This is a genomic window from Scytonema hankhaensis NUACC26, assembly GCF_045865695.1.
Classification (GTDB): domain Bacteria; phylum Cyanobacteriota; class Cyanobacteriia; order Cyanobacteriales; family Nostocaceae; genus Scytonema.
In genome coordinates this window covers 31,756-46,397 of sequence record NZ_BAACAP010000235.1, presented here as the reverse complement: position 1 = coordinate 46,397, position 14,642 = coordinate 31,756, and the positions used below count along the sequence as shown (strand labels likewise).

Below are 14,642 nucleotides of genomic sequence, written 5' to 3'. Positions count from 1 at the left end.
GCATTACAGCCCATGAGTCAGTAAGGGAGCAGTCTGGTGTTATGCTATAGTGCGGCGATCGCGATACTTACCTCTCCCCTTGTCGTCCAAACAGATATTGAAGAATTCGTTGGTTTTCAGTTTGGATGCCCCTGACTTCAGATTGAAGTTCCCGGATGATCGCTCGATCTTGATGCGCTTCTTCAACAAAATTACCTATCACGCTAACCAAGTGGCTAATGCTATCTTGCAATTCTTGTTTGAGTTCTGCTTGTTGCTGGGCTAGTTGTGAGATAGTTGCTGTGTTATTCTGCTGTTGCTGAGTTAGTTGTGTAATAGCAGCTGTGTTAGCCTGTTGTTGCTGTACAGTTTGCAACAGAAGTGCTTCTATAAGAGCTAACCTATTGGGTTGTTCTGCGTTGGTCATTAGTGTTCCTTCACTTTTTAGGTGGCTTGGGTAGTTGTGGCAACTCTCCCTGTGCTTGTTTTGTTGTTACTGCGTCCAAAATGATAGTTTCAATCAAGTTACTTGTAGAGCGGTTTTCCACTCCCGCCCATTGGTCAAGGTACTCCTTGACCCATTGGTCGCATACAAATTGCACTCTGGGACGATCTTTCTTAGGGGCGTTAGGCATAGATAGTCAAATATACGCTTAATTATCCTAGATTACTACACCTGAGTAGTTTAGTATCCTTACAGTTACCTAATGTATTCTACATTATCCTAATGAAATTTCACAGTTACCTGCTGTTAAACTAGTAGAATTGTCAGGAAAAAGGACACTGGTCAGGTGCTCACCCCAACTGTTGGCGAAACTGTCGAACACTCAAAGACATGAGCAACGTAGCAAAAACCAGTAAAATCAACACTTGAGGCCAAAGCGTCTCCAAACCCACCCCCTTCAACAACACCCCACGACAAACCTCAATAAAATAGCGCAAAGGATCTAAATAAGAGAGCCATTGTATATAGGTTGGCATTGAAGAAATTGGAGTCAACGCTCCACACAACAAAACCAAAGGTGGATTAATAAAAAAAGCAGTCAACTGTGTCTGCTGTTCGCTCTTTGAGTAAGTCGCAATCAAAATCCCAATACTAATACCCACCCAAAAGTAAAGCACAGCGATCGCCAAAAACACCAACAAATTACCCCGTAATGGTACGCCAAACACCAACCTTGCAACACCAAGAGCAATCAAAACATCCAACGTTAGCAAAACCAGTAACGGACAAACCTTAGCCAGAATCACCTCAGTATTAGAAGCAGGAGTCATCACCAACTGCTCAATAGTCCCTGCTTCCTTTTCCCTCACCACTAAAGAAGCAGCAGCTTGAGAACCAATCACCGTCAGTACAATGCCAAACATTCCCGACACGATAAACCAAGAACTCTCCAACCCAGGATTATAAAAAATCGAAACCCGAACTCGTACCCCGTTCTTTTGTGAATCCTCATTATTCTGCTGTCGCGAGTTGTAGTCACTCACCAACTGATTGATATAACTCGAAGCAATACTTGCCGTATTTGCATCAACAGCATCATACAGCGCCTGCACTTCCACAGGACGCTTTTTAGCAACATCCCCAGCAAACTCTCGCGGAATCGTCATAGCAACCGTTAGTTTTCCCGTCGCCAAATCCGCTATCATCTCATTTTGGTCGGGATAGTACCTACTCACCACAAATGCATCCGTCTGGTCAAATATTTGTACGAATTCCCGTGAAGCACTGCTGTTACTGTAATCAGTAATACCAACCTTCAGATTTTCCACCTCCGGATTTAAAGCAAAACCAAACAGCATCAAAAAGACAGTTGGCGGTACAAGCAGTTGCATCACAAGCTGACGATTGCGGAATATTTGAGCAAATTCCTTTTGGAACAACGCCCAAAACCGACTTCCTAAAATTGTGTCAATTAAATTGAAAACCATAATCATACCCAAGTGCTAAACTCTCATCCTCTGCAACTTACGCCAAGCCAAAAAGAAGAACAAACTAGCCAGCCCAAACAAAGCCAAAACCTGAGACCAAACACCCAACCAACCCACACCACGCGCATAAGCATCGCGACTTAACTCAATGTAATAACGAGCCGGAATAATACTGGAAATCCAACGAATGCTAGTTGGAATATTTGCTATGGGATAAATAAATCCAGATAACTGAAGTGAGAGTAAAAAAGCAGTAAAAGCAACTGCTTGAATGGCAGCACTTTGAACTTTCGTATTACTCCCCACAAAAATCCCCCAAAAAACACCACAAGCAATATAAAGCATCGAACTGAAAATCATGGGTGTCGGATCGCCTACAAACCACAATCCAAAGAACAGCCATGCTTCCACATTGACAAACAGCACCTCCGCCATACCCACTAGCCAGAATGCTGCTGCCTTCCCAAATAAATATTCCGTACCTGTTAAACTAGAAGCGTAAACTTGCAGAATAGTCCCCTGTTCGTACTCCTTCGCTACCGCCAAAGCAGCAAGTAACGGAGGAAACAGAGTCACAGTAATTGCGATCGCACCAGGGCCAATATATCTCAAAGTTTCCAGACCAGGATTATACCACAAGCGAAACTGAAGATTCACCTGAGAAGATTGGCTTCCCAGTAGATTTTCCTTGAAAGCATTAGTCGCGGCTTTAGTATAACCCCTAACAATATTAGCCGTATTAGCATCAGTACCATCAACTAAAATTTGCACCTCCTCCCCCCCTTTTCGTAGTAAATTGCGAGCAAACTTTGGAGGAATAATCAAACCTGCAGCAACCTTACCCTCATCCAACAATCTAGGGACATTCACCTCAAAACCAGAGGCAACTATATTAAACTTATTTGTACGCTCAAAAGTCGCGATATACTCCCGACTATTAGGAGTTCCATCCAAATCCTGAATTGCAAAATTAATCTTATTCACCTCCAACGACACCGCAAACCCAAACAACAGCAGCAGCATCAAAGGTAAAAAAAGAGCCAAAGTCAGAGTCAGGCGATCGCGTCCCAACTGCGATAATTCTTTTATAGTTTGAGCAAAGATACGTTTCATAGGGATTGGGGATTGGGGAACTCGGGGCCCCCTCTGGGGATAAGGGGCAATGGGGATTGGGGAACTCGGGGCCCCCTCTGGGGATAAGGGGCAATAGGGATTGGGGATTGGGGAACTCGGGGCCCCCTCTGGGGATAAGGGGCAATGGGGATTGGGGATTGTGTGGATTGTTGGGTTTCGTTCCTCAACCCAACCTACACTCTGGTCACTGAAATAAATACATCCTCCAAAGAAAACTCAATCTCTCTGTGACTTTGTACTTTGACCCCAGCCTCTTGCAACCAAGTCTTCACTTGAGGAATCTGCAAGGGCGGTTTATCCAACACAGTGTGCAAGCGCGAACCGAAAATAGATACCCGCCAACGTTCTAACTTTTGCTTCAACCAATCCGAAGCTGTTTGCAACGGTTCGCACTCCCATTCCACCAATTGTCCTGGTTGTTCCTGTTTGACTTGACGGGGAGTTCCTTGTGCTACAAGTTCTCCCGCAACCATAAAACCCAAACGGTGGCATTGTTCTGCTTCTTCTAAATAGTGTGTTGTCACCAATATTGCCATCCCTTCCCTGGCAAACTGGTTAATCCAGCGCCAAAATTCTCTCCTTGCTAAGGGGTCAACGCCGGAGGTTGGCTCATCTAAAAACAAAACTTTTGGTTCGTGCATGACTGCTGCACCAAAAGCAACTCTCTGTTTCCAACCACCGGGTAAATCGCGAGTTAACTTATCCTCTTGACCCACGAGGTCGCTAATTTGCAATACCCAATTTTTCTTGGCTTGTCGATGGCGGCGAGGGACTCCATACACACCACAATAAAATTCTAAGTTTTGTCCAATTGTCAAATCGTCATACAAAGTAAATTTTTGTGACATATAACCAATTTTTTGCCGCACTGTTGTAGAGCGTAATTGACCTGTTTCTCCTGCTAAGGAAACTTTTCCAGAACTAGCTGGCAAGAAACCACAAAGCATTTTGATAACGGTTGTTTTTCCCGCACCATTTGCCCCTAAAAGACCAAAAACTTCACCATATTTAATATTTAAATTGATATTCTTAACAGCATGAAAATTACCAAAAAATTTATTTAAATCTTGTGCGCCTATGGCTGTCCCGGAAGCATTTTCTTGAGGAAATATGCGAGGATAATTGCTAGCAGAAACAGTTGCTTTTTGTTCTCGCAATCGAGCTACAAAAGTATTCTCCAGAGTCGGGGTATCAACAAGAAATCTTTCTGCTAGAATCTGTTCTCTTTCTAAAATAGACTGGATTCTTTGTTTGGTTTCGCCCGGTTCTGCTGTTAACACATCTAAGCGATCGCCAAAGCGTTGTACGTCAGAAATAAGTTCTTGCAAGTCAGCATTTTCACTGAGAATGTCTGCTATTTTATCTAGCTCCGATACTGGCAAATAAACTTCTAACCGTTTCATACCCAAGCTAGCTTTAACGCGAGCAGGTGTATCGCATTGTTGAATTTTTCCCTCATACATCAAAGCAATTCGCGAACAGCGTTCTGCTTCATCGAGGTAAGGAGTTGCAACAACTGTTGTCATCCCTTCCGTTACAGCAAGTTCTGCTAAAATGTCCCAAAATTCCCGTCGCGATACGGGGTCTACACCTGTTGTTGGTTCATCTAGCAACAATATTTTAGGTTGATGGATGAGCGCACAGCATAAAGCCAGTTTTTGCTTCATCCCTCCTGAAAGGCGTCCGGCGAGACGGTCTTTAAACTGGGCTAAGTCTAGTAATTTGAGATAGCGATCGCTTCGATTTTTTAAAGCTGTTTCGCTGACTTCGCGCAAACCTGCTGCATAACGTATGTTTTCCCAAATGCTCATGTCTTGGTATAAACTAAAGCGTTGGGTAAGGTAGCCCATTTGCAAGCGTACATCCCAAGGTTTAGAATTCAGTGCTTCCACAACACCGCTTGTTTGTTCCATTACACCAGAGAGAATCTGGAATGTAGTCGTTTTGCCAGCCCCATCAGGTCCTATAAGCCCAAAGATTTCGCTTTGATAAATGTCTATATTTATACCTGCTACAGCGTTTGTTTGTTTGTAGTTGTGCTGCAAATCTCGTATAGAAATGACGGGGGTATTTGTTGGATGAGTGCGTATTGTTTTCATTGTCCCTCCACAATCCTCCCATCAGCTGGCATTCCTGGTTTTGCTAAACCTTGGGAATTTTGAAGAGTTAATTCCACGCCAAAGACTTGTGTAACTCTATCTTTTTTAAAGTAAATATTTTCTGGTGTGAAGCTAGCTTTGGGATCTATTCTGGTGACTGTTGCTTTTAGAGGTTGCTTGGGATATGTATCTAAGTAAACTAAGCTTGGCTGACCTATTTTGACTTTACCGAGTTCTCCTTCAGGAATAAAGCCACGTAAGTAAAGGTTATTGAGATTGACTATCGTGAGTAGTGGTGCGCCTGCTGCTACGACTTCGCCCGGTTCTACTGAACGGGTGATGACGCTACCTGCTAGCGGGCTATTGACTTTTAAGTAGTTCAAGTTTGCTTGAATTTGTGCTTGTGTCGCTTGGGTATCTTTGACTTCCTGTTGGGCTACTGTAATATCTGTGCGGGCTTGGAGAATTTGTTTTTCTATTTGTAATGCAGCAGCAGCTCGGATCGGTGTGTTGCGAAGTGTTGCTTGGGCTTGGGTGAGGGTTCCTTGAGATGACTGTATCTGTTGTCTGGCTGTAGCAACTCTAGCGCGAGCTACATTAAGAGCAGCATTGTCTTCATCTTTGCTCTGGGCTGAAACTGCACCTTGACCGTATAAGTAACTCGTTCGTTTCTGTTTTACCTGTGATAGTTCTAAATTAGCTTGGGCTTCTACAAGTTGCGATCGCGCCGCGAAGAGTGCATTTTCTGCTTGTTCGACTCGACCTTGGCTTTCTTGTTTTGCTTGTTGTGTTGTGAGGTTAGCTTGCTGAAGTTGCGCTTGTAATACTGGTAACTGTTGGCGACTCCGTTCCAAACGTTCTTGCGCTCCTCGCACTCGCGCTGCTGCACCTTGCAATTGAGCGCGTAATTCTGAATCATCTATCTGCACCAACAATTGACCGGGTTTTACAAAGTCTCCTTCTCTGACCGATACATTAGCAATCCGACCTCCTATTTTTGCCGAGACATCCGTTTCATAACCCTCTATGCGCCCACTTAAAAATAGACCTTCAGGTTCTGGTCGATAAATAAAACCTCGATAAACAGCATATCCCGCACCTGCAATCAATGCGAGCGCTCCTAATATCAAGACTGGTTTGGGAATATGTCTTTGAGGTTTTTGTGGGAATGGTGGCTGAGACAGCATCCCATCTTCCACAGGGTTCGTGTTTTGCTCATCCTGAATAGGTTCCGTTGGTGTCTGTGTCATAAAACCTCACAACAATAAATTGACAAATAACCAATGACAAATGACCAATAACCAATGACAAACTTGATTGACTGATTAATCAATCTTGCGGGAAAAAAATTTATTATTGAAAATGAGCGGTGTAGCTGACCTTCGAGGTGGCTGTATATTGCTGTGTTTCAGCAGTGACAAGCATACCTTGCAAAAAGATGTCAACTGCAGTTGCCACCATAGTATCCAAACTAATTTGCCGAGCATCGGGCTGTAGAAAAACTTCACGTGTAATCATGTAGGCAAGAAACGAACCAACGAAACAGCGAGCTGCTGCTGCTGAGTCCATTGGCTTGAAAATGCCTGCAGCCATTTGCTTCTCCAAATAGCGTGTCAAAAAAGAGATAGAACGACTCGGTCCTATTTTGTTGACCATCTCAGCCACAGCAGGGTGGCGAATCGCTTCTGAAAATAGGAGTTTCATCATTGCCATAGATGTTGGATTATCCAAGACAGTGAGAAAAGCTCTAGCAAAAATGGTCAGCACAACCTTGGGAGGTTTGCTCATCATCTCTTCTTCGTTGTGAATCAGCAATTGCAGGACTGGTAAACGTTGTTCGACCACCTGACGAAACAAGTCAGCTTTATCTTTAAAGTAGTGGTATATCAAACCGGGCGAACCAATTCCTGCAGCCGCCGCAATATCCTTATTGGTTGCCTTCTCAAACCCCTTACTGGAAAAGACTTGTAAAGCACCATCGATAATTTGCTGTCGCCGACCTTCAAAGTCTTGTTCGACACGTGGAGGCATAACTACACTTGATTGATTAGTCAATCAAATAATAACATATCGGAATCACTACAATAGAACAATCAATTTTTCTTAACTTTCACTTGAGTTCAGCAAGTAGATGAGAATCATCCTATTCCGAAAGATAGCCATACTGCTGATGTTACCGGGAGCAATTTTGGTAAGCCCGCAAAAAGTTGCTTCTATTTCAGAAACACCAGTAGAGTTAAACCAGAGGGATAACAACAGATTTGGTAAGACTAATTTTTTGCATACCTTTGCGACTAGAAGTCGCGGCTATACAAGCAAAACCCACCTATGTGGGTTTCAAAACCTTGATTCTTTATTAGTCCGCGTAGGCGGACTTTGTTTGTATAATAGCGAATTCTATTCGCCCAAAACTTTTAAAACATCCTCTCAAGTCAACAAACCCATGCAAGCACTAAGCCAGCTCTTTCGTATTGTTAAAAATGGTAAGTATGGCTTTATTGACAAAACAGGAAAAGTCGTTATAGAACCACAATTTGATTTAGCTTGGAATTTTGTTGAGGATTTAGCACAAATCAAAGTAGGAGATAAGTATGGTTATATCGATCGCACCGGGAAACAAGTCATTCTGCCAAAATTTCAGTTAGCTTATACCTTCTCAAATGGATTAGCCCTAGTTGCGATCGATTATAAATACGGATATATAAATCCCTCTGGTCAAATAGTCATTCCACCACAGTTTTCAGGAGCCTTAGCTTTTAAAAATGGGTTAGCAGCAGTTGAAATTAATGACAAGTGGGGCTACATCGACTTTACTGGCAAGACAGTCATTAAACCTCAGTTTGAAACAGCCTTACATTTTAATCAAGGCTTAGCAGCTATTCAAAGTGAGGGAAAATAACTCATACACCGCTCGCTATATTTAATCCCGCTCAATAATAGGACAAATAGTTTCTTCGCTTTGTTCGGTGATTTTTCCCCAACCAGAAAGGAGTTCCTCTAACTCAGACTTTAGAATAAATAATTGCTGGATTTGTTCGTCAATGGCTGAGAGCTTGTTTTTCAACTGAACTTTTATGCGATCGCAAGGCATAAACCCATCATCATGAACATCTAAAAATTCTTTGATTTCCAACAAAGTTAAGCCTAGATGTTGAGCGCGTTTAATAAATTTGAGACGTGCAAAAACCTCAGAATTAAACAATCTAAATCCACCTTCAGTTCTTTCCGAAGCTTGAAGTAATCCAAGTTCTTCATAATAGCGGATAGTTTTAATAGGAACGCCGCTTTCTTTAGCAACTTCGCCTATTTGTTTTAGCGGTTCTTTGACTAACATATCTGTCTCACCCTACCTTTATCGTGTCATGAGAGAAGTACTATTTTCATCTTAAACTCTCCAGCTAACTAGAGAGTCAAGAGAAACCCGAACAATACCCCTGTTAATTCTGCAAAATTTTGGGGAAAGCTAAATAATAGCTTCTCCAACAGGCGGGCTTAAACAAATATGATGTGCGATAAAAACGATAATAACAAAGACACTCACTTAGAATTAGCTAATACAGACGCTGACTCTTCGGAGTATAAAGATATATATCAACTTCTCGATATTCCAGCTATACATAACGAGAACCTGCCTGTATGGGATTTAGAGCAGTTAGACTCAAAGGAGTCGGAGAATTGCTCCTCCAGATACCAGAGACTCAAACTAGAGTCTTCAAGAATGGGTCATTGGTTAGAATATGAAGAAATTGCAAGATTAGAAAGATTAAAGTTACCTACAGATAGCAATACCCACTTTAATCTCGATTTATTCAACTATTTTGACTTTTAGAGGATGTTTGAAAAGTCCTGTCATCAGTAGCAAAACATTCAAGATCCCCCTAAATCCCCCTTAAAAAGGGGGACTTTCAGAGTATTTTCCCCCTTTTTAAGGGGGGCTAGGGGGGAGCGATAAGTGACTAAAATTACAACCAACCACTTTTCAAACAACCTCTTAGAGGATGTTTGGAAAGTCTTGCAAATGGAGTTATAACTTTTAAAGTTTAACTTCTTGTGGTACGGGCTTCTAGCCCGTCACCCATAGAGGACGGGCGAGGACGCCCGTACCACAAGATGGATGACTTTTGAGACTGGACGGGCGAGGACGCCCGTACCACAAGATGGATGACTTTTGAGACTGGACGGGCGAGGACGCCCGTACCACAAGATGGATGACTTTTGAGACTGGACGGGCGAGGACGCCCATCCCGCTATGTAAATTAAAAGCGCAACAGTTTAGCGAATTCTATTTGCCCAAAATTCTAAAACATCCTTATAAGGATTGATTAGCATTATAAATTTTTAAAAGCTGAATCTGCCACTGCCACGTTCATCACTATTATCCACACGATGCTCCCTGAAAATCTAAATTTTCTACTTTCATTTACAAGCTTCAGAGAGAAGAACAGGAAAGCAAAATGTTAAAAATAATTATGACTTGTAGCTTCAGCAAATTTACTACAAGAGTGTATTTAAAACTATAATTTCAATTTATACCAATTAGAAAAAAGATTGCTATAAGTACTGAAGGAGAATTTTATCAATTAATATTATTTGAGAGAAAATTTGATACCAAAGGTTAAAAAAACCACTCTTCCCTGAACCCTGACTTCTGACTCCCGCGATACATAGAGCGAAATCGCGTCTTGCAGTTCTCAATAGTTGCTAAATACAAACCTGGTAGCTAATCGGGAAGAGGAGCTTTAGTCTTGCAATGAGCTTTGTTGAGCAAGAATACATTTATAGTACTCATCGTGCAGTTAATGTAATTGCCAAAATGCCAAGTTTGACAGTAGAAAGCATTTTAAAAAATTACAAGGAGCTACAAGATCCCCGACTTCTCAAAGAAGTCGGGGATCTGAACAAGCTTGTCCCTACTCCAACAAATCGGGTTCTTCCCGTACTGCCTTTTGATAGATTGGCTGAAAACTGAACCACCCAGCAACAGGGGTTCCCACTTGACCGCGTGTGAGGCGTGCGGTTTCAGGTTTTATCACACGAGGTTGACCCGCAGCTTCAGCTAATAGCTGTGCTTGGGACGATCGCTCAAAGCTAATGTACCACCAAGCGGTTTCGTCAACGCTTTGACCGACTGTCAAATGACCGTGATTGCTTAAGATAACTACTTTTTTATTACCTAATGCTTCAGCAATACGCTTACCTTCTTGGGGATTTAATACAACACCAGTATAGTCGTTAAACACCGCATGGTCTTCGTAAAAAGCGCAAGAATCTTGAGTTAGGGGATCGAGTAAACGATGAAAACTTGACCAAGTTTTACCGTAAATTGAATGAGCGTGAGCCACCGCTACAATATCGGGTCGTGCTTCATGCACTTGGGAATGAATGGCAAAGGCAGATCGATTCACACTACCTTCGCCTTTAACAACCTCTCCCTCCGCATTAACCAGAAGGAGGTTTGAAACCCGGATCTCAGCAAAGTTTAATCCATGAGCATTTACCCAAAAATGGTCTGTAAATTCCGGATCGCGGGCTGTAATATGACCTGCCGTCCCCTCGCTAAAACCAAAACGTGCAAATACACGAAAGGCAGCAGCTAGGTGTTGCTTGCGGTAAAGGCGTTCATCTTCAACGCTATTAAAAACAGGGAGTTGCGGTCTCTCATACTTTGGCATGGTTGTATTCCGAAATTACCTTGAGGTAATGGTAGAGAGCTTTTTTTGTCAGTAGCAATCATTTTATTTGTAATGCAAAAGACATCAAACGCCTCCTTATTCTAGCTTTACACGATCTTCTTTGCTTGAGTCAAGAAGAGCAAAAATTCTTACTCCCTTTCCGCTCTAAAGTTACCGACACTTGTAGGTAATCATAAGAGCAAGAAGGGAGTAGTCTCAACCTAGATGCACAAGGGAGCAAGAAAAATTGTAACGAAATTTACAAAAATCATCTTTTTTTTAGAAAAAAAGGTTACGCTAAGCATAGTTCCCTCAAATGCGATAAGCTGAGTACAGCTTGCGCTAAGAGCGATCGAATCTTGACTAACTCCTTGCTCCCAGTATAAAGCAACACTATTTGTTGCACAGTCGCACATGACAAGTAATGTTGCATGCTGAAAGATATACTACCGAATACTCTTCCAAGACTGTGACAATCGCCAAAGGTTGAAAGCTGTTAGAGCTATATGTGTGCTGATATCGATTTGGTTGGGATATTTATCCCAATCCGACAATTACTATGGCAAATAATCCATCAAACTATAAGGAGAAAATTTTATGGTTTCCTCTTGCGAAATTCCATTGGTGGCTCCAACCCCCGCACATATTTGTCCATTCGATCGCTCCTGTAGCTATCTAGAACAGGCTGCAACAGAATTAAATTTGGATCGGGGTTTATTGGAACTTCTGAGACATCCACGCAAAGTGATTACAGTTTCTATTCCCGTTAAGAGAGATAATGGAGAGGTTGAAGTTCTTGCTGGGCATAGGGTACAACACTGTGACATCTTAGGTCCTTATAAAGGCGGTACTCGTTACCATCCGGCTGTCACATTGAAAGAAGTGTCAGCACTCGCCATGCTCATGACTTGGAAATGTGCGCTAGTTGGGTTGCCTTATGGAGGTGCTAAAGGAGGTATTGCCATCGATCCAAAACTCTATAGTGTTGGAGAACTCGAAAGAATTACCCGCCGTTACACGACCGAGTTAATTAAAGATATCGGTCCCTCAGAAGACATCCCCGCACCAGATATGGGAACCTCTACTCGCGAGATGGCGTGGATGATGGACACTTACTCTATGAACGTAGGTCATGCAGTACCGGGAGTTGTTACTGGTAAACCTATTTCCATAGGTGGTTCGAGAGGAAGGGAAATGGCAACCGGACGAGGTACTGCGATCGTTGTACGTGAAGCGCTATCAGATTTAGGTAAGTCATTAGCAGGAGCGCGAATAGCAATTCAAGGTTTTGGAAATGTAGGTGCTGCAGCAGCTATATTAATGCACCAAGCAGGAGCAAAGGTTATTGCTGTTTCTACTGGTTCTGGAGGAGTGTATTCAGATATCGGGCTAGATATCCCTGCTTTAAAAGACTATGCAGCACAAAATCACAAGAGTCTTGTTGGATACCCAGATGCAGTACCAATTAGTAATGCTGAGCTACTCACTTTGCCGTGTGATGTTTTGGTTCCGGCGGCTTTAGAGAATCAAATTACAGAGAAAAACGCTCATGCGGTAGAAGCCAAGATTGTAACAGAAGCAGCTAACGGTCCCGTCACTCTTGAGGCAAATGAGATTTTGGAAGCTAAAGGGATCGTAGTCCTACCAGATATCTTGGCCAACGCTGGTGGTGTTATCGTGAGTTATTTAGAGTGGGTGCAAGGTCTTTCCTACGTATTTTGGGATGAAGAGCGTGTCAATAAGGAAATGGAATTGCTCATGGTACAGGCATACCGTCAAGTCATACAACAATCTCAACAACGTCACATACCTTTACGGTTAGCAGCGTATACTTTGGGTGTTGGTCGGGTTGCTCGAGCACTTCACGATCGCGGTTTGTATCCTTGAAGCTAGGGGCATTAAATTTGATAGGTCGGTCTTAATTGGGGATGGGCTTTGAGTCCATCTCACAAGATAAGTAATTTATTTTTTATAATTTTCTATAGCAACTGTGTATTGTGCATATAATGACATTATAACTTTAGATGACTTATATGTTACGGGATATTACTATTTTAAATTATCGTTGTTTTCAAAGTTTCTACATAGATAATTTAGCACGTGTCAATCTTATTGTAGGTATGAATAATAGTGGCAAAACTAGTTTGTTAGAAGCCATTTATTTATTAGTTAATCAGGGTGAAAGTCCTCGTTATTTAATTGATATACTAAATAGTCGTGGAGATATAAATAAATCGTTTAATAAAAATTTATTTAATCAATCTTTCCGTATCTATAATGAAGAACTTAAGAATATATTTCAAGGTTATCAAATTAGTACTCATCACCCAATTCGGATAATTTCTCAAAAACAAGACCCATTATCACTTGCAATTGAACCCCAATTAAGCGATCGCAATCTTTTAAATTCTGAAAATTTTGAAATTGTTTTTTCCTATGGACTACAGCTTGAAAATCAAATAATTGTTCATAGCGATGGAACTATTAGATCTCAAGATGGGCTATTTTTAAATTCTAATTATTCCAGTCAATTTCTCACTATTAGTACACTGAGTTTTGAGGAGATGGCTGAGTTATGGAATAGTATTTTATTAACTCCTAAAGAGAACAAAGTTGTAGAAGCTTTACAAATTTTAGAGCCGTCTGTAGAACGAATTGGTTTTACAAGTCACCCTACTTCTACGCATAGTATTCTACTTAAGTTAAGTGGAAATTTAAATCCTCTTCCCTTAACAAGCATGGGAGATGGAATTCGCCGTATTCTTGCTATAGCTATAGCAGCAGTCACAGTAGAAAATGGTTTTTTGCTTGTGGATGAAATTGACACAGGATTATACTATCAAACTCAAACTGATATGTGGCATTTTGTTTTGGAAGTTGCAAAACAACTTAACGTACAGGTATTTGCCACGACCCACAGTTGGGACTGTATAACTGCATTTGCAGAAGCCATTGCTCAATCAGAAGAGCGTTCTGTTGGGAAACTATTTCGCTTAAGCCGACGTGATGAAAACATACGTGCTGTTGAGTATACTCCTGATGAATTATCGATTGCCGTAAACCAAAGTATAGAGGTGCGTTAATGCCAAAAGCACGAAAACCTCCTCAAGTAAAGCCTCAGCAGTTCAAGTTTGAGAAATCGCCATTGTGTTCCCGTGCTGACACAACCATAAACAACTGGAATAGATAAGTGTTTATTTTGATTAAACCGTTGTGCTGCTACCATTGTTGCTGCACATTGTCCCAGTCCGGTTTTGATGTTTTCTTGCTTTGCTTCAACGATCGCAACCACTGGAGCTTCCACTTCAATTTGTTCTGGCGAGCAACTGATTAAAAAATCACAGTATCCATTCAAACCAACACTAGCATCCACATCGAACTTTTCGCCAGAAAACACGCTGATTTGACGGTTCAAAATTTCACGCACCTCCAGCAAAATTGGATTTATAATCCCCTCAGAGCGAGCTTTTTCATTCCCAGTTGCTATAGCCCATGGCAGACTGCGTTCTAGTTGTTGCTCGAGTAGTTTACTTGGAGCAACAGGAGCGATCGCAGGAAAAAAGCGCACGCCCTCAATCGCCGTTAATCCAAAATCCTGTTTTGCTCTACTCCAAGTAAATTCGTTGTACGCCATCGCGACTTCAACTTCTTGCTTAATTATAGAGTAGCAGAGCAGCTTAACTTCATTATTAGGGACTTCCAATAAAAAAATATCCCAAAATTTCTTGTGGTGCGGGCGTCCCCGCCCGCTACTTATAGAGGACGGACGTCCCCGCCCGTCCCACAATATGGGATAATTTATTCCCTAGAAATTACTTAATACAAT

Annotated in this window: 14 protein-coding genes; 4 read left to right on the top strand and 10 right to left on the bottom strand. The window is 41.9% G+C overall.

The features are described from left to right. Positions 1–67 precede the first annotated feature (67 nt). The 7 genes from ACKTT2_RS37415 to ACKTT2_RS37385 form a co-directional block, all read right to left on the bottom strand. Positions 68–406, bottom strand: a complete 339-nt coding sequence (locus ACKTT2_RS37415; protein WP_407896041.1) for a hypothetical protein — start codon at positions 404–406, stop codon at positions 68–70. Between the two features lie 10 nt (positions 407–416). Next, positions 417–614: a hypothetical protein gene (locus ACKTT2_RS37410; RefSeq protein ID WP_407896040.1), complete on the bottom strand. Its 198-nt coding sequence runs from the start codon at positions 612–614 to the stop codon at positions 417–419. 160 nt (positions 615–774) lie between these two features. Then, entirely contained in the window at positions 775–1,911 is a 1,137-nt protein-coding gene (locus ACKTT2_RS37405; RefSeq protein ID WP_407896039.1) for an ABC transporter permease, read from the bottom strand. A gap of 15 nt (positions 1,912–1,926) precedes the next feature. Then, on the bottom strand, positions 1,927–3,024 hold the full coding sequence (locus ACKTT2_RS37400; RefSeq protein ID WP_407896038.1) for an ABC transporter permease: 1,098 nt from the start codon (positions 3,022–3,024) through the stop codon (positions 1,927–1,929). A 194-nt stretch (positions 3,025–3,218) separates the two neighbouring features. Continuing rightward, positions 3,219–5,144, bottom strand: a complete 1,926-nt coding sequence (locus ACKTT2_RS37395; protein ID WP_407896037.1) for an ATP-binding cassette domain-containing protein — start codon at positions 5,142–5,144, stop codon at positions 3,219–3,221. Then, positions 5,141–6,394: an HlyD family secretion protein gene (locus ACKTT2_RS37390; RefSeq protein WP_407896036.1), complete on the bottom strand. Its 1,254-nt coding sequence runs from the start codon at positions 6,392–6,394 to the stop codon at positions 5,141–5,143. The genes ACKTT2_RS37395 and ACKTT2_RS37390 overlap by 4 nt, the downstream gene beginning before the upstream one ends. A gap of 103 nt (positions 6,395–6,497) precedes the next feature. Continuing rightward, positions 6,498–7,175: a TetR/AcrR family transcriptional regulator gene (locus tag ACKTT2_RS37385; protein ID WP_407896035.1), complete on the bottom strand. Its 678-nt coding sequence runs from the start codon at positions 7,173–7,175 to the stop codon at positions 6,498–6,500. Positions 7,176–7,275: 100 nt separating this feature from the next. On the opposite strand from ACKTT2_RS37385, the gene ACKTT2_RS37380 reads away from it, so the two are divergent. Next, on the top strand, positions 7,276–8,043 hold the full coding sequence (locus tag ACKTT2_RS37380; RefSeq protein ID WP_407896034.1) for a WG repeat-containing protein: 768 nt from the start codon (positions 7,276–7,278) through the stop codon (positions 8,041–8,043). Between the two features lie 21 nt (positions 8,044–8,064). On the opposite strand, the gene ACKTT2_RS37375 is transcribed toward ACKTT2_RS37380, so the two are convergent. After that, positions 8,065–8,478, bottom strand: coding sequence for a heavy metal-responsive transcriptional regulator (locus ACKTT2_RS37375; RefSeq protein WP_407896033.1), 414 nt, complete (start codon positions 8,476–8,478; stop codon positions 8,065–8,067). A gap of 168 nt (positions 8,479–8,646) precedes the next feature. On the opposite strand from ACKTT2_RS37375, the gene ACKTT2_RS37370 reads away from it, so the two are divergent. Further along, on the top strand, positions 8,647–8,973 hold the full coding sequence (locus ACKTT2_RS37370; RefSeq protein ID WP_407896032.1) for a hypothetical protein: 327 nt from the start codon (positions 8,647–8,649) through the stop codon (positions 8,971–8,973). 1,081 nt (positions 8,974–10,054) lie between these two features. Here the strand turns inward: ACKTT2_RS37370 and ACKTT2_RS37365 are convergent. Next, positions 10,055–10,816 (bottom strand): class II aldolase/adducin family protein, encoded by a 762-nt coding sequence (locus ACKTT2_RS37365; RefSeq protein WP_407896031.1) that lies wholly within the window; start codon positions 10,814–10,816, stop codon positions 10,055–10,057. Between the two features lie 597 nt (positions 10,817–11,413). On the opposite strand from ACKTT2_RS37365, the gene ACKTT2_RS37360 reads away from it, so the two are divergent. Continuing rightward, positions 11,414–12,703 (top strand): Glu/Leu/Phe/Val family dehydrogenase, encoded by a 1,290-nt coding sequence (locus tag ACKTT2_RS37360; protein WP_407896030.1) that lies wholly within the window; start codon positions 11,414–11,416, stop codon positions 12,701–12,703. Between the two features lie 137 nt (positions 12,704–12,840). Next, positions 12,841–13,899, top strand: a complete 1,059-nt coding sequence (locus ACKTT2_RS37355; protein WP_407896029.1) for an AAA family ATPase — start codon at positions 12,841–12,843, stop codon at positions 13,897–13,899. Here ACKTT2_RS37355 and ACKTT2_RS37350 read toward each other — a convergent pair. Further along, entirely contained in the window at positions 13,896–14,450 is a 555-nt protein-coding gene (locus tag ACKTT2_RS37350; protein ID WP_407896028.1) for a hypothetical protein, read from the bottom strand. The genes ACKTT2_RS37355 and ACKTT2_RS37350 overlap by 4 nt on opposite strands. Between the last annotated feature and the right edge of the window lie 192 nt (positions 14,451–14,642).

Bases quoted from the DNA above. Each gene is read 5' to 3' on its own strand.
- ACKTT2_RS37415 (WP_407896041.1), bottom strand. From the start codon at position 406: ATGACCAACGCAGAACAACCCAATAGGTTAGCTCTTATAGAAGCACTT.
- ACKTT2_RS37410 (WP_407896040.1), bottom strand. From the start codon at position 614: ATGCCTAACGCCCCTAAGAAAGATCGTCCCAGAGTGCAATTTGTATGC.
- ACKTT2_RS37405 (WP_407896039.1), bottom strand. From the start codon at position 1,911: ATGGTTTTCAATTTAATTGACACAATTTTAGGAAGTCGGTTTTGGGCG.
- ACKTT2_RS37400 (WP_407896038.1), bottom strand. From the start codon at position 3,024: ATGAAACGTATCTTTGCTCAAACTATAAAAGAATTATCGCAGTTGGGA.
- ACKTT2_RS37395 (WP_407896037.1), bottom strand. From the start codon at position 5,144: ATGAAAACAATACGCACTCATCCAACAAATACCCCCGTCATTTCTATA.
- ACKTT2_RS37390 (WP_407896036.1), bottom strand. From the start codon at position 6,394: ATGACACAGACACCAACGGAACCTATTCAGGATGAGCAAAACACGAAC.
- ACKTT2_RS37385 (WP_407896035.1), bottom strand. From the start codon at position 7,175: ATGCCTCCACGTGTCGAACAAGACTTTGAAGGTCGGCGACAGCAAATT.
- ACKTT2_RS37380 (WP_407896034.1), top strand. From the start codon at position 7,276: ATGAGAATCATCCTATTCCGAAAGATAGCCATACTGCTGATGTTACCG.
- ACKTT2_RS37375 (WP_407896033.1), bottom strand. From the start codon at position 8,478: ATGTTAGTCAAAGAACCGCTAAAACAAATAGGCGAAGTTGCTAAAGAA.
- ACKTT2_RS37370 (WP_407896032.1), top strand. From the start codon at position 8,647: ATGATGTGCGATAAAAACGATAATAACAAAGACACTCACTTAGAATTA.
- ACKTT2_RS37365 (WP_407896031.1), bottom strand. From the start codon at position 10,816: ATGCCAAAGTATGAGAGACCGCAACTCCCTGTTTTTAATAGCGTTGAA.
- ACKTT2_RS37360 (WP_407896030.1), top strand. From the start codon at position 11,414: ATGGTTTCCTCTTGCGAAATTCCATTGGTGGCTCCAACCCCCGCACAT.
- ACKTT2_RS37355 (WP_407896029.1), top strand. From the start codon at position 12,841: ATGACTTATATGTTACGGGATATTACTATTTTAAATTATCGTTGTTTT.
- ACKTT2_RS37350 (WP_407896028.1), bottom strand. From the start codon at position 14,450: ATGGCGTACAACGAATTTACTTGGAGTAGAGCAAAACAGGATTTTGGA.